The sequence below is a fragment of the Rahnella sp. 1L-D-7-B-C2 genome, from assembly GCF_057290995.1.
The window spans coordinates 166,464-183,437 of the sequence record NZ_JBXAVQ010000004.1 but is presented as its reverse complement, the minus strand read 5'-3'; the positions used below and the strand labels follow the sequence as shown (position 1 = coordinate 183,437).

Below are 16,974 nucleotides of genomic sequence, written 5' to 3'. Positions count from 1 at the left end.
CCTTCGCGCAGGCCGCATCCGGACGGGGTTTTCGGGGAGTAATGATGATGTTTTTGACCGATTTGTCGCGTACAAAGAACGCGCAATTCGTGCTAAATCGGGTTTGAGGGAGGAAGAACCTGGAGAAGATTGTTAAAAAGGCACGGTCTCCCGCGCCTTCCTGATAACGGCTTTAAGATTCAGATTACAGCGCGACGTCTGCCACTTGTTTCTGCTCCTGGCCTTGCTTAGGTGCTGAAGAGTTATCCGCAGCGGGGGCCGGTTCGACCGCTTTTGGCTGTGGATTATCCAGCATCAGAACGCGGCTGGTGTCGCCCAGTTCTTTCTCTGTCGCCGCCACGTTGCCATTCAGCTGGGTGCCGTAAGAAGGGATGATTTCCTTCAGTTTGGCCTGCCACTCTGGTGTCGCGACTTTGTCTTTAAACACTTTTTCCATCAGGTGCAGCATGATCGGCGCAGCGGTAGATGCGCCCGGTGATGCACCCAGCAGCGCGGTGATGCTGCCGTCTTTCGAGCTGACCACTTCGGTACCCAGACGCAGAACGCCGCCTTCTTTCTCATCTTTCTTGATGATCTGCACGCGCTGACCGGCTTCCCAAAGACGCCAGTCTTCTTTCTTCGCATCCGGGAAGTATTCACGTAATGCATCGAAACGGTCGTCGTCCGAGAGCATCACCTGGCTGACCAGATATTTCACCAGATCGAAGTTGTCGATACCCACGTGGGTCATCGGCATGATGTTGGAGAAGTTGACGCTGCCGAACAGATCCCACAGGGAGCCATTTTTCAGGAATTTGCTGGAGAAGGTCGCAAACGGCCCGAACAGCAGAACTTGTTTACCATCGAGAATACGGGTGTCGAGGTGCGGAACGGACATCGGCGGCGAGCCAACGGACGCTTTGCCGTACACTTTCGCCAGATGACGTTTCACTACGTCCGGGTTCTCAGTCACCAGGAATTCACCGCCGACCGGGAAGCCGCCGTAGTTATCCGCTTCAGGGATACCGGATTTTTGCAGCAGAGTCAGGGACGCGCCGCCGGCACCGATAAACACGAATTTGGCTTTGATGACGCTTTCTTTGTCGCCATTTTTCAGGTCAGCAACGGTCACATTCCAGGTGTTATCCGGGTTACGTTTGATTTCACGTACTTCATGGCCGAGGCTCAGGGAGAAGTTAGGTTTCTTCTGCAAAGAAGCCACCAGCTGGCGGGTGATCTCGCCGAAGTTCACGTCGGTACCGATCGGAATGCGCGTTGCGGCGACTTTCTGTTTCGGGTCACGACCTTCCATCACCAGCGGGATCCACTGTTTGATTTGCGCCGGGTCTTCAGAGTATTCCATGCCACGGAACAGCGTGCTTTGTTGCAGCGCGGCGTGACGTTTACGCAGGAAGTTGATGTTGTCATCCCCCCAGACAAAACTCATGTGCGGCGTGCTGTTGATGAAAGAACGCGGGTTGTGCAGAACGCCGTTCTCTACCTGATAAGACCAGAACTGGCGGGAAATCTGGAAGGATTCATTGATCTCAACCGCTTTGGAAATATCGATGCTGCCGTCGGGTTTTTCCGGCGTGTAGTTCATTTCTGCCAGCGCAGAGTGACCGGTACCGGCGTTGTTCCAGCCGTTGGAGCTTTCCAGTGCAACACCGTCCAGACGCTCAACCATATTGACTGACCAGTCCGGTTCTAATTCCTGAAGGTACGTCCCCAGCGTCGCGCTCATAATGCCGCCGCCGATCAGTAATACATCGACGGGCTTCTCATCTTCTGCGAACGCTGACTGACTGAAGGCAACCACGTTAAGGCAGAGGATCATGGCGAATATCTTTCTCATGACGTCTGTTTCTCTGAATGTTTAGTTTTAGTTTTGCAGGTGAAAGCTATCCAAATTTCCCTGGATAAACGAAATCAACAACCCGGTGCGGTGGGAAACAAGCGATTGTTTCCACAGAGTATGAAAGGACAATAATGGGGAGTAACGAAAACCGCGGTGACTAACGACAATTCAACCACATAAATGTTACCGATTACTCATATTATCGAGATTTCGTAAACATTTTAACATTGCCGTTACGTGCATTAAAAATAGTTTAATACTTTAAATAATTACATAAGTTAGTTCCGTGACGAAACTATCTGCTAAAAGCTCAGGCGAGTTTTGCCTGCAAAGTGGCCGCATGTTCCGCCAGAATCGCCGCCGGACTGTGGCCTATCAGCATGAAGTTGTAGCCGGATTGCCGCCAGTAAACGACGTTCATTTTCTGCCGAATTTCACTCTCCTGCGCCGTGTCGTCACGCTGTTCGCTCCGGGTGATACACAACGCCATCGGGCCGAAACGTGCGTCCAGATAAGTTATCTGCGCGATGTCATATTCATCGTAATGCAACATTCGGGCATTTTTCAGCGCGGCGCCCTGCACACTCAGCGCCGCCGGCGTTAACACGATCCCAAGCGATTTCTGCACCCGCAACAGCTGGAGCTGCTGCTGTTCAGGGGAATCGTTGATGTCCGCCAGCGTCTGCGCAGTGTAGAGCGACATGTAATCCGCCACGCGATCGCGCCAGGTGATTTCGGCATGCAGCATGGTCGAATAACGCCCGGCGAGTAGCCCGACCGCCAGAAAACTCACCGATGCGGCAAGCAGTGCGCGACGGCTAACGCCGCGCGCAGCGGCGACCGGCACATCCGGGATCGCATCCAGTACAGCCTGAAGCCTGCCGACCGGCGCGTCCTGTAACATCGCGCCAAAAGCATCATGAAAAGGTAAATTGCTGCGCGCCATCTGCGCCAGCCGCTCAGCCAGAACATTGTCGTGCGCCAGCTGTTGTTCAAACTGCGCGCGCTGTTGTGCGCTCAGCTGATTATCGAGATAGGCGACTAACACCTCATCGGAAAAAGGAGAAGACAGGATTTCACGGGTCATTTTTTCTCTCCCTGTCGTGATGACGTTCCGCTATTTTTTGCCAGCGTCAGTCGTGCGGATGCCAGACGGCTCATGATGGTGCCAATAGGCACTGACAGCGTTATCGCCGCCTCCTGATAGGTGAACCCTTCGACGTAGACCAGAAAAACCGCGTTGCGCTGCGCTTCCGGCAGGCCATTCACCCTTTGCATCACCTGCGAATGCCAGCGCTGGTCTTCAAATGAAAATGCGTCGGCGGGCGTATCCAGCTCATTCACATCCACAAATCCCTGCCCCTGACGGACGTGCTGCGCCCTGAGTTCATTGACCCAAATAGAGTGCAGAATCGAAAAGAGCCAGCGATCGGTTCCGGCGCTGTCCACCACCTGGGCGCAGCGTTCCAGCGCCCGCACGCAGGTGGATTGCACCAGATCATCCGCCACATCGCGCTTATGCGATAACACCATCGCATAGCGCCAGAGGCGGGCCAGATACTGGCTCAGTTCGTGACGTAATTCTGTCGGTGAAATTTATCGTTCCCCGTACTCAGGATTCCGGATGGCCGTCGATAGCGGCGCTCAGATCACGATATTCCTCGCAGCCGGTGCCGCATAAGCCTTTGATGGTGGCCAGCTGTGCTTTGGCGAGATCGGGGCGTCCTTTAATCATATAAGCTTCGCCGAGATACTCGCGCACTTTGGCGTAATTTGCATCGATGGCGATAGATTTTTGATAATAGCCGATGCCTTCGTCAGTGCGCCCGAGTTTGCGGGTGGCATAGCCGCGATAATTCCATGCCTCTTTGGTGTTCTGATCTTTGAGCGTATTCAGCACCGTCAGGGCTTCCTGATAACGGCCAGTTTTGGCCAGATGGTAGGCGTACTGGGTTTTGTCCTGATCGGAAATCATACTGCCTTTATCCACCATACAGCTTTGGGTTTTGCTGTCGTAGATTTGCCCTTTCGGGCAGTCGGGTGTTTTCTTCGCATCTGAGTTGTCGCCCATTGCGTTCGCACCTGCGCTGAACAGCAAAACATTGCCCGCGAAACACACTGCTGCCAGCGCCTGAATCATAGTTTTTGTCTTCATGATGATGTCCTGTAGAGAGGAATCGATAACTTCGCCTGAGTTCCAAGACGACACCGTTAAGACGGTTTGAAGAAGCGCGCCGCGCCCGACAGTGTTCGTTTCAAGGTAAACACCTGAATGCGGCTTTCTATTCGGTTTATTTCGGGGGTGAGAGCAAAAAATCATACTCAGGAGAATGAAATATCGCCTATATATAATTCAGGGCGGTTCAAAGCCGCTCACTGACACCGGAATTTCACTTTGAGCCGGTGAAAATATCAGGGTTAACACAATAAAGATTTGTTCTGAGTGGCCGATAACCGTAGTGGGCGCTTTATACGTCAAAGGCTGCGCCAACATTTTGTGATCATTGCATATAGAGGTGTGGCAGGTGAGCGAAGTACCCAAAGAGTCGTTTGCTAAGCGTAACACGCTGGCGATTTTGTCCGTTTTACGGGATCTGAAAAAAAACCAGACGCTGGTCATGGTCACCCATGCCCGTGGACAATTTATCAGTAAAATTCTGGATGTGAATTCAGACGGACATCAGTTCTTATTCGATCTGGGCAGTTCCGATTACGAGAATGGGCTGGCGATGGAAGCAGAATCGCTGACCTTTGTGGCGGAACCGACCGGGGCAAAAGTCGAGTTCTCGTGCAGCAAAGTCCGTCAGGTGACCTTTGACGGCCTGCCGACATTTATCTGTGATATTCCGCCAGTGCTGTATTTCATCCAACGCCGTGAGTATTTCCGCGTTAATGTGCCCTGGTTGCCGGACTACCGTTGCAGCGGCAAACTCTCCGATGCCACCGAGTTTGCTTTTCGCGTGAGAGACATTTCGCTGGGCGGGCTGGGGCTGGAAATTGAGGGCACCGCGCTGCCGGAAATCACCTCGGGCGAAGTGCTGAAAGATTCGGTTATCCAGCTGGCAGAGCTCGGCACATTTAAACTGGATCTGCAGTATATCGGCTCGATGCCGCGTAAATCGGTCAGCAACAAAGGCGAGACGGTCAGCTCGCAGCGGCTGAGCTTTAAGTTTCCGCGCTTATCGCCCGCGCAGGAACGCGACCTGCAACGGGCAATTTTCGAGCTGGAAAAACAACAGCATATGAAAGCCCGGCGTTTCCAGCACGATTGACGCTGCGATCAGATAAACATGCCGCCTGATGCTTCGACACGCTGGGCGGTCATCCAGCCTGCTTCATCACTGAGCATTAACGCCACCATATCGCCGATATCATCCGGCAATCCGACACGGCCCAGCGCGGTGTTATCCGCCACCATTTTATTCACCTGCGGATTATCGCGCACCATGCCGCCGCTGAAATCCGTCGCAATCGCGCCGGGTGCCAGCACGTTGGCGGTGATGCCGCGCGCGCCCAATTCCCGCGCCTGATAACGGGTCAGCACCTCAATTGCGCCTTTCATGATGGCGTAAGCGGATGAGCCCGGAAGCGCAAAGCGCGCCAGCCCGCTCGACACGTTGAGGATACGGCCACCGTCGGCCATCAGCGGCAGCAGTTTTTGCGTCAGGAAGAACGGACCTTTCAGATGGATGTTCATCATCAGATCGAACTGTTCTTCGGTGGTCTCAGCGAATGCTTCGTGCAGCCCGACACCGGCATTGTTCACCAGAAAATCGAAGTTATCGCGCTGCCAGACTGCTTGCAGCTGCGTTTTCACCTGCGCGACAAACGCATCAAAGTTGCTGCTGTTGCCCGCATCAAGTTTGACCGCTACGGCCTTCCCGCCCGCCGCTTCCACCGATTTCACCACCGCCTGCGCCGCATCCTGCTGGCTGTGGTAGGTCAAAATGATATCCACGCCCTTTTTTGCCAGCTTTTCAACGGCATTCTTACCTAAACCACGGCTTGCGCCGGTCACGATAGCGATTTTTCGACTCATTTCAGACCTCATTAGGGTTATGTCACTTCTGCATCGGATGAAACATAGCCTATTGGATTACCTGCGTGTGATAAATGGTCCATAATGAGTTTCACTGTCTCAATCCAAACAACAATCGGATATTATGTGGATAAAATACAATCAATGCAGGTCTTCGTGCGCGTCGCCGAGCTGAGTAATTTTACCCGCGCCGCCGAAAGTCTGGGATTACCGAAGGGCAGTGTGTCTCGTCTGGTACAACAGCTGGAGACGCGGATGTCCGCCCGCCTGTTGCATCGTTCAACGCGTCGCGTGCAGCTGACACAGGACGGGCAGGTGTTTTATCAGCGCTGCAAGGAGTTGCTTTCTAACATGGATGAGCTGGAGACGATGTTTCAGTCGAATCCGGCCAATGTCAGCGGGCGGCTGCGAGTGGATATGTCAGTCGGTATGGCGACGCATCTGGTGTTACCGCGTCTGGCGGAATTTCTCAACCGCTACCCGGCGCTGGAAATCGAACTGAGCAGCACCGATCACCGCGTCGACGTGGTGCGCGAAGGATTCGACTGTGTGGTGCGCTCCGGCACGCTGAAAGACTCGGGGCTTATCGCCCGTCCGCTCGGGCATCTCAGCGTGATCAACTGCGCCAGCCCCGGCTATCTGCAACGCTACGGCATCCCGGATCACCCCGACCAGCTGGCCCATCATGCGATGGTGCATTACGAGCAAACGCTCGGCAGCCACACGTCCACGTTCGAATACCTCGACGGCAAGCAGGTGAAAAGCGTTAAAACCGGCGGCGCGGTGACGGTCAACAGCACCGAAACCTACGTCTCTGCCTGTCTGGCCGGACTGGGGATTATTCAGGTGCCGCTGATTGGCGCGCGGGACGCGCTGGCGAGCGGCCAGCTGGTGAGTATTTTGCCGCAATTTCGCGCGCCGCCGATGCCGGTTACGCTGGTTTATCCCCACCGTCTGAACCTGTCGCGACGCGTCAAAGTGTTCATGGACTGGCTGACGGAAATCACCCAAACGTTCATTGCCTGACCGCTTAAGCCTGCGCGGCCCCGGCTGCGCCTCACAGGTGTCTATACTTAAGACTGGATACACTTTTAAGGACAACATGGATCAATGCCCCTAATTTCAAAAGAAGACCTTTCAAAACATACGCCGGAAAAGCAGGAAGAACCGACGCCGCTGATTAACATCAAAACCGGCAATCACACGGTAGATAAAAATATCGGCAGATTTTCGCGTCTGGTTGAGCACGTCAAATCCTGGGGATGGGTAGCCCATTTGCTGCGCACCACCGAACGGTTTAACGATCGCCTCGGCAGCCAGTTTGGCGCGGCCATCACCTATTTCTCGTTCCTGTCGTTGATTCCGATTCTGATGGTGTCATTCGCCGCCGTCGGTTTCGTGCTGGCCTCGAATCCGGATTTGCTGGCCGGGATTATCAATAAAATCGTCAATAGTATCAGCGATCCCAATCTGGCGGCGACGCTGAAAAGTACCGTGAATACGGCTATCCAGCAGCGTACGGCGGTCGGTTTATCCGGCTTACTGATTGCGCTCTACTCAGGTATCAGCTGGATGGGTAACTTGCGTGAAGCGATCCGTGCGCAGTCCCGCGATGTGTGGGAGCGTAACCCTCAGGATCAGGAGAAAATTTATCGCCGTTATTTCCGCGATTTTGTCTCCCTCACCGGTCTGGTGCTGGCGCTGATAATCACGCTGTCGCTGACCTCGATTGCCGGTTCGGCGCAGGAAACCATCGTGGATGCGCTGGGGCTGGGCGGTATCGAATGGCTGAGGCCAGTGATGACCAGCATCGCGCTGGTGATTTCCATTGCCGCCAACTATCTGTTGTTCCTGTGGATTTTCTGGATGCTGCCGCGTCACAAGCCGCGTAAAAAAGCCCTGTTCCGTGGCACGCTGCTGGCGGCAATCGGCTTTGAGGTCATCAAGTTTGTGATGACCATGACGCTGCCGCGCCTGGCAACCTCGCCTTCCGGTGCCGCCTTTGGTTCGGTGATCGGCCTGATGGCGTTCTTCTATTTCTTCGCCCGCCTGACGCTGTTTGTCGCCGCCTGGATCGCCACCGCGCAGTACAAAGACGATCCGCGTATGCCTGACCCAAAAGAACGGGCCGCGCAGAAGAAGAAGGACGCAATGATAAACGACAGCGAATTCACGCAGGACCACATCATCGTGCCAGATGAAATACATATCGCAGACGTTAATCCTGACAATGAAATAAGAAAGCAGTGATTATCACTAATTTCATCTCATCCTGACCCCGAAAACCAGAATAACTGACTGAGAGAGGCACTTTAATTTAGCCATTTCCCCGTCAGTTGTTCTGCATTTCATCTTTTCACCGAACTTATGTTTGGTGAAACAGGATGTTAATAAAACAATCACCCGAACCCACCTGAAACCTGCTTTTCCCGGCTGCCTGATGCGTTGAAATGCCGCCTCGCTCTGCATAAGATGACTTTTCGCTATACATTTATTTACATTAGTTCCCTCTCACTCATTACAAATAAGAAACACTTATGCAAGCCACCATCACTCCTGAATTAGAAGCTGACGCGCACCTGGTGAGTCAGAACTCCCGCGGCAAAGTCATCGTGGCATCGCTGATCGGTACGGCCATCGAGTTCTTCGATTTTTATATCTACGCGACCGCCGCCGTTATTGTGTTCCCGCATATTTTCTTTCCGCAGGGCGATCCGACTGCCGCGACGCTTCAGTCGCTCGCGACCTTCGCCATTGCCTTTATCGCACGCCCGATCGGTTCTGCGCTTTTCGGCCACTTTGGCGACCGCGTCGGACGTAAAGTGACGCTGGTTGCCTCGCTGTTGACCATGGGCGTCTCCACCGTGGTCATCGGCCTGCTGCCGACGTACGCCACCATTGGCGTCTTCGCCCCGCTGCTGCTGGCGCTGGCGCGTTTCGGTCAGGGTCTGGGCCTCGGCGGTGAATGGGGCGGGGCGGCATTGCTCGCCACAGAGAATGCGCCACCGAAAAAACGCGCGCTGTACGGTTCTTTCCCACAGCTCGGCGCACCGATTGGCTTCTTCTTCGCCAACGGTATGTTCCTGCTGCTGTCGTGGCTGTTGACCGACGAACAGTTCATCGCCTGGGGCTGGCGCGTGCCGTTCCTGCTTTCCGCCGTACTGGTACTGGTTGGCCTGTATGTACGTGTGTCCCTGCATGAGACGCCGGTTTTCGCCAAAATCGCCAAAGCGGGCAAACAGGTAAAAGTACCGATCGGCACCCTGTTCACGAAATACAAAAAAGCGACGCTGCTGGGCACTTTCATCATGGTCGCCACTTACACGTTGTTCTACATCATGACGGTTTATTCGCTGGGCTACGGCACGGCGGCGCAGCCTCTCGGGTTAGGCATTCCCCGTAACGAATTCCTGCTGATGCTGATGATTGGCGTGATCGGATTTGGTGTGATGGTGCCGATTGCGGGCCAGCTGGCGGACAAATTTGGCCGTCGCAAAACCATGATCTGCATTACGCTGCTGATGATTGTCTTTGCGCTTAACTTCCCGACGATTCTGGGTTCCGGTTCGCAGGCACTGGTAATGGTCTTCCTGCTGTGCGGATTCATGGTGATGGGCCTGACATTTGGTCCGATGGGCGCGCTGCTGCCGGAGCTGTTCCCGACGGAAGTTCGCTATACCGGCGCCTCCTTCTCCTATAATGTGTCTTCGATACTGGGTGCATCCGTTGCGCCGTACATCGCCACCTGGCTGGCAACCCATTACGGGTTGTTTTATGTGGGCGTTTATCTGGCCTCTATGGCAACGCTGACCTTGATAGCGCTGCTGCTGTCCAAAGAAACTGCCCATCAGTCACTGTAACTGACCTGGATACCGTGCCCGGTACGCGCCCGGCACGGTGCCTTCTGCGAAGGTTTCTTATGCGCTTACGACGATTGATCCTGCCTCTCCTGCTCCTGCTTATCGTGATTGCCGCCGCCCTCTGGTACTTCTGGCCTCACAGCTCTAATCCCAACGCCCTGTGGAATATTATCAGCCAAAAATGCCTGCCGAATCAGCGCAGCAATGGCAAACCCGCGCCCTGTGCGCAGGTCGATGAACAGCAGGGATTTGTGGTGCTGAAAGACATGAACGGGCCGCTGCAATATTTGCTGATGCCCACCGCACGCATTACCGGAATGGAAAGCCCGGCGCTGCTGGAGCCAGCCACACCGAACTTCTTTAGTCAGGCCTGGGCCGCACGGCATTATATGGCGGAAAAGTACGGTAAACCGATTGATGACAGCAACGTCTCATTGGCGATCAATTCTCAATACGGGCGTTCACAGAACCAGCTGCACATTCATATTTCGTGCCTGTTGCCGGAGGTGAAAAAACGGCTTATCAAAGACGGCGTGGCGATGGGATATAACTGGCAGCAATTGCCGGACAAGCTGCTCGGTCACACCTATCTGGCGCGCAAAGTCACCCCTGCTGAACTGAATCAGAGAGGCGCTTTCCGCATTCTGGCCGAAGGTGTGCCGGAGGCTGATAAAAAGATGGGGCACTACGGTATGGCGATGGTCAGCCTGCAAGGCGGCGATTTCCTGCTGCTCGCCAGTGAACGCGACCTGCTAAAACTGAACAACGCTTCCACCGAAGAAATTCAGGACCACAAATGCGCGGTACTGGATCCAGTGCCTTAGCATTAAAACACCCTCCCAACCTCCCCCTTCACAGGAGGAGGAGTTTACCAAACTCGATCACTTCGCCTTCATCTGCTGCAATATCGGACCGCACTGATTTTCTGCGCTGTCGCTTGGGGAGATGAGCGCGAGCAGCGCGGCGGCAGGTGCGACGATGGCACCGAGGGCGACGGCTGCTGCGCCACGGGCGATGAGTGGCCCCGGTTTCACACCGGCATCCGGATTTTTATAGGTGCCGCGCACGTACAGCGGCGAGCGCAGGGTCAGGACTCGTAACCCCTTACTTTCCGGGTCGATGGTGAGATCCAAACGCTCGGTCGCCATGTTGGTGCTGCCGGTGATGGTGATCACCGCATTCTCGGTATCGAATACAAACAGACGCGGCGTGACCAGACCGTTTTTGATATTCACGTTGGCGGCAGCGCAGTTGATCGCCACTTCGTCATCGCCGAACAGCTTCCCAACCAGATAATTCCCGACGTTCAGCCCGGCCAGCTCCATCAGGCTGCGGCTAATGACGCCGTCATTAATCAGGATTTTCATGTCACCGTTACTGCTGCCAAGCAGCGCCGCGACAGAGTTCCCGGTGCCGGTGAGCGTCGCATCACCGTTCAGATCGCCCAGACTACGCTCCATTGACTCCATTTTCGGCAGCAGCTGTTTCAGCTTCAGATGACGGGCGTGCAGGTCGGCACGCGCACGCATCGGCGATTTATCCCCTTCCAGACGGATAGTCGAATTAAGGTTTCCGCCCGCGACGCCAAAGCGCAGTGGATCGAGCAGAATTTCACCATTATTCAGTTTCAGATGGGTGCTCAGGTCACTCAGAGGCAGGGATTCGCCGTGCTCGATGCGCTTCGCGCTGAATTTGACGTCCGCATCCATCGCCCCCCAACTTTTGGTGTCGAATTTCTCCACCGGCAGGACTTTGTCCGCAGGCTGACGCGTCGTCTCACCCCGTTTGGCTTTGTCTTTATTGGAATCAGCACCGATAAGCGGCGCCAGATCGGCAAAGCGCAGCTGTTTAGACACCACTTCACCGGTCAGTTTCGGCCGTGGTTTACTGGCCTGATAAGTCAGGGAACCGTGGATGTCACTGTCGCCAATTTCCCCGTTAAAGTTCTGATAACGGTAAATTGCGCCATTTTTATCATGCAACGTCGCCGATAAATGTCCGTCGGTAGAGTACGGCGGGGTTTGCGGCAACAGCACGCCGGTCAGGCCATACAAATCAGACAATGTCTGGCCAGAGAATTTCAGACGTAAATCCAGACCGCCGAGGTTCATAGGATCCTGTAACGTCCCGGCGACGGCCACGCGGGTATTGCCCGAGCGGACGTCAGCCTGCAACGGGAACAGCGCATCGGCGTCTTTCAGCGCTAACATTCCGCCAATTTTTCCGCTGCCCGAGAGCGATTCGCCATTGTATTTACCCTCCACTTTCCAGCCAAACACGAAGGGCGGCGTTTTAGTTTTCGGCGCGTCTTTTTTATCGCCTATGACTTCGGTAAACGGCAGCGGTTTGCCCAGCGGATCAATCACTGCGCGGAAATCGGCTTTCATTTGGGCGTCTTTATAATCAATCTGCCCGCGATCAAAAACGATATCGTTAAGCGTGAACGACCAGGCTGACGGCGGCTGCGCCGGGTCTTTCTTGTCGCTGTTGGCGAGATTGAACGTCCAGTTATTTTTGCCGTTGGCTAAACGCAATAGCGAGGCGTCAGGCTGTTTCAGCCAGATGCGCGGGATCAGCACTTCTTTGTGCAGCAGCGCGAGTGGCGCGATACTGGCATCGACGCGCGCCAGTTTCACCATCTGCGCGTCTTTCTCGCCGCCCTGAACGTCGGAAGGGTTACCCAGCACGATGTCTTCGGCATGAATATGCGGCCACGGCACCCACGCGCGCCAGCCAGCCTCATCCTTCTGCCGGGACCAGTCGACGCCCAAATCACCACGGATGGCGAACGTCCGGTTCAGCTCAGTGCTGACTTTTTGGTTGATAGTGGGTTTGAGGCGATTCCAGTCGAACATCGCAATGAAAATGACGATGGCGACCATCAGAATGATAATCACGCCTGCAATCCACGAGATCACCTTACCTGTGCGCGTCATAAACGGGTTCCTTTCAGACAGTTAACGAATTCCAGAGTTTAAACATAGTTGAATTCGACCTGTCTTGCCTGAAACGAGGCAGAGACAACGGGGTCATGGGGAGGGGTTAAATGAGTATAAATCAAGTAAAATCAAGGTGATGAGAATGTATCACACCAGTGCAACTCACCCGGCATTTTGAGACGTGCCTGAGCTAAGTTTGGTGTGATTCATTATCCTTCGAAATGTATTGGCAAGTTATCGAGGCCGTCAAACGTCGCCGGGCGCGCCAGATAATATCCCTGAGCGGCTAACGCGTCAGATTTACACACCATCGCCCACTCTGCAGCGGTTTCCACGCCTTCAATAATCACGCCTTTGCTGTAGCGGTTCATGAGCGTCACCAGCGTGTAGAACAGGCGCGAGCCCTCTTCGCTCTGACACAGCAGAATAAACAGGTCACGGGCAATTTTGATGTACTCATAATGCCAGGTCGTGAACGATGAGAAGTTCGCAATGCCCTGACCAAAATCATCCAGCCACAGGCGGTCGGACTGTTCAATTTGCGAAAGCGGAATACTCAGCGCATTTTCGGCACTTTCGACCAGTTCAAACCGGACGTAAGGCATTGCGCTGATTTGCGCGCGCAGCGACGATTCGGACTGCAACATCTCCAGCACCTGACCGTCGACGTTAATCGACGCCAGCAGGCCGTTATCGATGAACAACCGCTGCCAGCGCTGCAAAAGGTCGAGCTGTTCCTGCACGATTTGCAGGCGTTTACCCACGGCTATCGCGACAAAATAATGCTCAGGCGAAATAAATTTCTGCGGTTCGCCGGGATGGAAAACGCCGGTCAGTAATTCAATGCCCAGCAATTTTCCAGTGGTACGGTAAATGGGCTGAAAACGGTACACTCTCTGACATTGACGCCAGTAAGACTGTGCTTTTACGCGCTCTAGAGCAGTAAAAGAAGGCGTAATCAGCCCTAACATCATCTTAGTTATCATATTTTTCTGCCGTCATGAATAAGAGTCAGATAATCAAGGACATGCGGCAACATGTCTTCCGTGACTACAATGAATGACGTGCCGACAAAGTAGTTCGATTTCCTGGCTTTCTTTTGTAGAGATATCTATCGGCGCAGCGCGCAGAAACTTTAATCACTCCTCATCTCCCTGCGACGTTTCCGCACGAAAAACCGTAAACCGGTGCTGGAAGTTCTTTTGTGCAGGCTCTACATTGGAAGCTTTGCAACACTTCATTAACTGCACGTCCCGATTCGGAGAGAAAAATGCCTTACGTCAATATCAAAATCACCCGCGATGGCGCGACCGCCGAACAGAAGAAAGCGCTGATCGCAGGCGTGACACAATTACTGGTCGATACACTGGGCAAAAATCCAGCGACCACCACGGTAATCATCGATGAAATCGACACGGATAACTGGGGACTGGGCGGGCGTCCGGTGACGGAACTGCGTAAAGAAAGCAAATAACGCGCTTTTCTGTTTGTCCGATGTGGAAGCCGCCCGGCTTCCCTTTTTTCATTCCTTACACGCCTTTTTTCGATCTTCCTCGTAAAAAATAAAACCTCGTTTTAATTTTATTGACTGACCGCATTCTTATGAAGAGACTAGAGCGTAATAATGACGGACTTTTCTTCTCTTTCGTTTTAATGCTTCAGACATAGGCCAGGTACAATGACTCGCAAAAACATTGCCGTTATCGGCGAATGCATGATCGAATTGTCACAAAAAGGCGACGCTTTAAACCGGGGTTTTGGTGGCGATACGCTGAACACGTCAGTTTATATTGCCCGCCAGGTGTCGCCCGACGCGCTGAATGTGCATTACGTCACCGCCCTCGGCACCGACAGTTTCAGCAATGAAATGGTGCAGGCGTGGCAAAAGGAAGGGGTTAAAACCGATCTGACCCAGCGTCTGGATAACAAACTGCCTGGCCTGTACGTGATTGAAACGGATGACACCGGCGAGCGCACCTTCTACTACTGGCGCAACGACGCCGCCGCGCGTTACTGGCTGGACAGCCCGCATTCTGAAGAAATCTGTCAGAAGCTGGCGCAATTCGATTATCTATACCTGAGCGGCATTAGCCTGGCTATCCTGACCGAAGAAAGCCGCGACCGCCTGATGACCCTGCTGAAAGCCTGCCGTTCACGCGGTGGCAAAGTGATTTTCGATAACAACTACCGCCCGCGTCTGTGGGCGAGCAAAGAGCAGACGCAATCCGCCTACAACGCCATGCTTTCCTGCACCGATATCGCCTTCCTGACACTCGACGACGAAGACATGCTGTGGGGCCAGAAGCCCTGCGAGGAAGTGATCGCCCGTACGCACGCGCTTGGGGTGAGTGAAGTGGTAGTGAAGCGCGGCGCTGACAGCTGCATCGTCTCCAGCGCCGAAGGCGAGCTGCATGATGTGCCTGCGGTGAAACTGCCGAAAGAGAAAGTCGTCGATACCACCGCCGCCGGAGATTCTTTCAGCGCGGGATATCTGGCGGTGAGGCTGACCGGCGGAAGCGCGGTGGAAGCAGCAGTGCGCGGGCACGAAACGGCGAGCACGGTGATCCAGCATCGCGGGGCGATCATTCCGGTGGAGTTTATGCCGAAACGGGCATAAGGCGGCAGCTTTGCTCCTGCTCCTGCAGAGGGGAAAGGTTTTTCCCCTCTGCCAGGTTTCGTAGCAGAAAGTCATGTGATAATGGCTGCTGAAAAACCGAAATACTTTCGATCAGATTAAAAAGGGATTTAAAAGAAAACCCCTTATTGCACCGCTGCCGTCGGTGCGGCTTCGACAGCCGGGCTGGCTTCAGCTGGCGCCATAATCTTATCGTATATCGCTCTCAACTCCCCGGCATTGACCTCGGGTTCGCCTTTCGGCTGAGCCACCAGCAACGCCGGCTCACGCGACAGTTGCTGTTTCAGCTCCTGATTCAATACCGGCAAGGTCAGCGTTGAAAGGAACTGCTGACGCAATTGCTGATACTGCTCCGGCGCGATGTCCACGACGCCATTTTGCTGTGAACGCAGACGCTGACTCATCAGCACGTCGGTGTCTGTACGGGCATAGGTCGCGAACAACTTGCTTAACTGGTCGTTTTTCTGGGCAATCAGCGCATCGAATTCAGCCTGTGAAATGCCTTTGTCACGTACCACCAGCAGTTCTTCAGAAAGACGTTTTAACAGCTCAGCCAGTCTGGCCTGTGGCGCTTCGATACGGATAGCACACTGGGCGCGCTGGAACTGCACGTTACAGTCGAAACCTAAGCCTGCGGCAGGCGTTGTGGCGTCTTTCTTGTTTTCAAACGTAGTTTTCAGCGCTTCCTGTAAATGCCAGAACAAGGCTTCACGGGCTAAATCACCACGCCAGTATGTGGCCAGCGCCTGTGAATCCTGAATCGGCTGCCACGCGCTGTCCCACATTAATGACAAACGATCCTGCGTCAGGTTGTCGTCCATCAGCGTCATGGATTTTGTCGTGAGTTCTGAAAGCGTCGGCATCGTTTGCGGTGTCTGACGGTTTCCCTTCAGCGGTGAGAAGGTGCGGTTGATTTGTTCGCTTAACGCACGGCCATCCACATTGCCCACCACGAATAACGTCATCGCGTCTGGCGTATACCACTGATGATAAAACTTAATAAGGGCGTCGATGTTGACGGGTTTCGTCGGCAGCTGGTCAGGATTATGCCCCACCAGCGTTGAGCCGGTAATACGCGCACGCCAGAAAGCGTCCTGGGGATTTTGTGGCAACGACCCCACCGGATCCTGCGATTCCTGACGGGCAGCGCTCACCAAAGCAGGCGTCACCGAGATTTTCCCCGCCGTGTTCGCCAGCCAGTTCAGGGCGTCTTTCAGCAGATCCGGTCGGTTGTTCGGCAGGCTCAGATTATACATGGTGAAATCATACGAATTGACCGCGGGCGGCAATGGCCGTTGCGGATTGATACCCTGCTGCCAGAGAGACTGGAGCTGAGCGGTGCTGAATCCTTCGCTGTGCATTAACGCCAGACGAGGGAGGAAATGGGTGTAGCCAGACTGTTGGGCAGACTCTGCCAGCGAGCCGGTGCGTACCACCAGGCGTAATTCAATGCGATCGCTCGGACGTTGTGGTGTGGTCAGAAGCTGCCAGGTGAACCCGTTATCTAACTTTCCCTGCTGCCAGGCCGGGTCGGGTTGTAATGTTTCTGCCTGCACATGACTTGCTGCTGCCAGCAGCAATCCACCAATGAGTAAACGGATTTTGGTGCCCTGCATGTGAACCCCTACGTAATGACAATCCAATTTTCAGAGTGCTGTCCTGCC

Annotated in this window: 15 protein-coding genes; 7 read left to right on the top strand and 8 right to left on the bottom strand. The window is 54.3% G+C overall.

All coding sequences use genetic code 11. The annotated features are described in order from the left end of the window. Positions 1-184: 184 nt before the first annotated feature. The 4 genes from mqo to AC0Z7K_RS09280 form a co-directional block, all read right to left on the bottom strand. Positions 185-1,834: a malate dehydrogenase (quinone) gene (mqo, locus tag AC0Z7K_RS09295; RefSeq protein ID WP_485614074.1), complete on the bottom strand. Its 1,650-nt coding sequence runs from the start codon at positions 1,832-1,834 to the stop codon at positions 185-187. 313 nt (positions 1,835-2,147) lie between these two features. Then, positions 2,148-2,924 carry an anti-sigma factor family protein gene (locus tag AC0Z7K_RS09290; RefSeq protein WP_485614072.1) on the bottom strand — a complete coding sequence of 259 codons (777 nt, stop codon included), beginning with the start codon at positions 2,922-2,924 and terminating at the stop codon, positions 2,148-2,150. Further along, on the bottom strand, positions 2,921-3,406 hold the full coding sequence (locus AC0Z7K_RS09285; RefSeq protein ID WP_485614259.1) for an RNA polymerase sigma factor: 486 nt from the start codon (positions 3,404-3,406) through the stop codon (positions 2,921-2,923). The genes AC0Z7K_RS09290 and AC0Z7K_RS09285 overlap by 4 nt, the downstream gene beginning before the upstream one ends. A gap of 43 nt (positions 3,407-3,449) precedes the next feature. After that, positions 3,450-3,992, bottom strand: coding sequence for a tetratricopeptide repeat protein (locus AC0Z7K_RS09280; protein ID WP_413530032.1), 543 nt, complete (start codon positions 3,990-3,992; stop codon positions 3,450-3,452). A gap of 370 nt (positions 3,993-4,362) precedes the next feature. On the opposite strand from AC0Z7K_RS09280, the gene AC0Z7K_RS09275 reads away from it, so the two are divergent. Continuing rightward, positions 4,363-5,109, top strand: coding sequence for a flagellar brake protein (locus AC0Z7K_RS09275; RefSeq protein WP_413530031.1), 747 nt, complete (start codon positions 4,363-4,365; stop codon positions 5,107-5,109). An 8-nt stretch (positions 5,110-5,117) separates the two neighbouring features. On the opposite strand, the gene AC0Z7K_RS09270 is transcribed toward AC0Z7K_RS09275, so the two are convergent. Further along, positions 5,118-5,876 (bottom strand): SDR family NAD(P)-dependent oxidoreductase, encoded by a 759-nt coding sequence (locus AC0Z7K_RS09270; protein WP_485614070.1) that lies wholly within the window; start codon positions 5,874-5,876, stop codon positions 5,118-5,120. A gap of 126 nt (positions 5,877-6,002) precedes the next feature. Here AC0Z7K_RS09270 and AC0Z7K_RS09265 point away from each other — a divergent pair, with 126 nt between their 5' ends. The 4 genes from AC0Z7K_RS09265 to AC0Z7K_RS09250 all read left to right on the top strand — a co-directional run bounded on the left by AC0Z7K_RS09265 (position 6,003) and on the right by AC0Z7K_RS09250 (position 10,560). Beyond that, entirely contained in the window at positions 6,003-6,902 is a 900-nt protein-coding gene (locus tag AC0Z7K_RS09265) for a LysR family transcriptional regulator (RefSeq protein WP_485614068.1), read from the top strand. A gap of 84 nt (positions 6,903-6,986) precedes the next feature. Next, positions 6,987-8,126, top strand: coding sequence for an inner membrane protein YhjD (gene yhjD, locus AC0Z7K_RS09260; protein ID WP_485614067.1), 1,140 nt, complete (start codon positions 6,987-6,989; stop codon positions 8,124-8,126). 287 nt (positions 8,127-8,413) lie between these two features. After that, positions 8,414-9,736 carry an MFS transporter gene (locus tag AC0Z7K_RS09255; protein WP_413530027.1) on the top strand — a complete coding sequence of 441 codons (1,323 nt, stop codon included), beginning with the start codon at positions 8,414-8,416 and terminating at the stop codon, positions 9,734-9,736. 59 nt (positions 9,737-9,795) lie between these two features. Then, positions 9,796-10,560 carry a CDP-diacylglycerol diphosphatase gene (locus tag AC0Z7K_RS09250; RefSeq protein ID WP_485614065.1) on the top strand — a complete coding sequence of 255 codons (765 nt, stop codon included), beginning with the start codon at positions 9,796-9,798 and terminating at the stop codon, positions 10,558-10,560. Positions 10,561-10,617: 57 nt separating this feature from the next. On the opposite strand, the gene AC0Z7K_RS09245 is transcribed toward AC0Z7K_RS09250, so the two are convergent. Both AC0Z7K_RS09245 and pdeH read right to left on the bottom strand, forming a co-directional pair. Beyond that, the gene (locus tag AC0Z7K_RS09245; protein WP_485614063.1) at positions 10,618-12,672 is read right to left on the bottom strand and encodes an AsmA family protein; all 2,055 of its coding nucleotides are present in this window, start codon (positions 12,670-12,672) and stop codon (positions 10,618-10,620) included. 212 nt (positions 12,673-12,884) lie between these two features. Continuing rightward, positions 12,885-13,661, bottom strand: a complete 777-nt coding sequence (gene pdeH / locus AC0Z7K_RS09240) for a cyclic-guanylate-specific phosphodiesterase (RefSeq protein WP_112167452.1) — start codon at positions 13,659-13,661, stop codon at positions 12,885-12,887. A 284-nt stretch (positions 13,662-13,945) separates the two neighbouring features. On the opposite strand from pdeH, the gene AC0Z7K_RS09235 reads away from it, so the two are divergent. Then, on the top strand, positions 13,946-14,149 hold the full coding sequence (locus AC0Z7K_RS09235; protein WP_112167451.1) for a 2-hydroxymuconate tautomerase family protein: 204 nt from the start codon (positions 13,946-13,948) through the stop codon (positions 14,147-14,149). Between the two features lie 204 nt (positions 14,150-14,353). Beyond that, positions 14,354-15,292: a 2-dehydro-3-deoxygluconokinase gene (gene kdgK / locus AC0Z7K_RS09230; RefSeq protein ID WP_413530022.1), complete on the top strand. Its 939-nt coding sequence runs from the start codon at positions 14,354-14,356 to the stop codon at positions 15,290-15,292. Between the two features lie 143 nt (positions 15,293-15,435). Here kdgK and AC0Z7K_RS09225 read toward each other — a convergent pair whose 3' ends face one another. After that, positions 15,436-16,926 carry a M16 family metallopeptidase gene (locus tag AC0Z7K_RS09225; RefSeq protein ID WP_413530021.1) on the bottom strand — a complete coding sequence of 497 codons (1,491 nt, stop codon included), beginning with the start codon at positions 16,924-16,926 and terminating at the stop codon, positions 15,436-15,438. Positions 16,927-16,974: the final 48 nt, after the last annotated feature.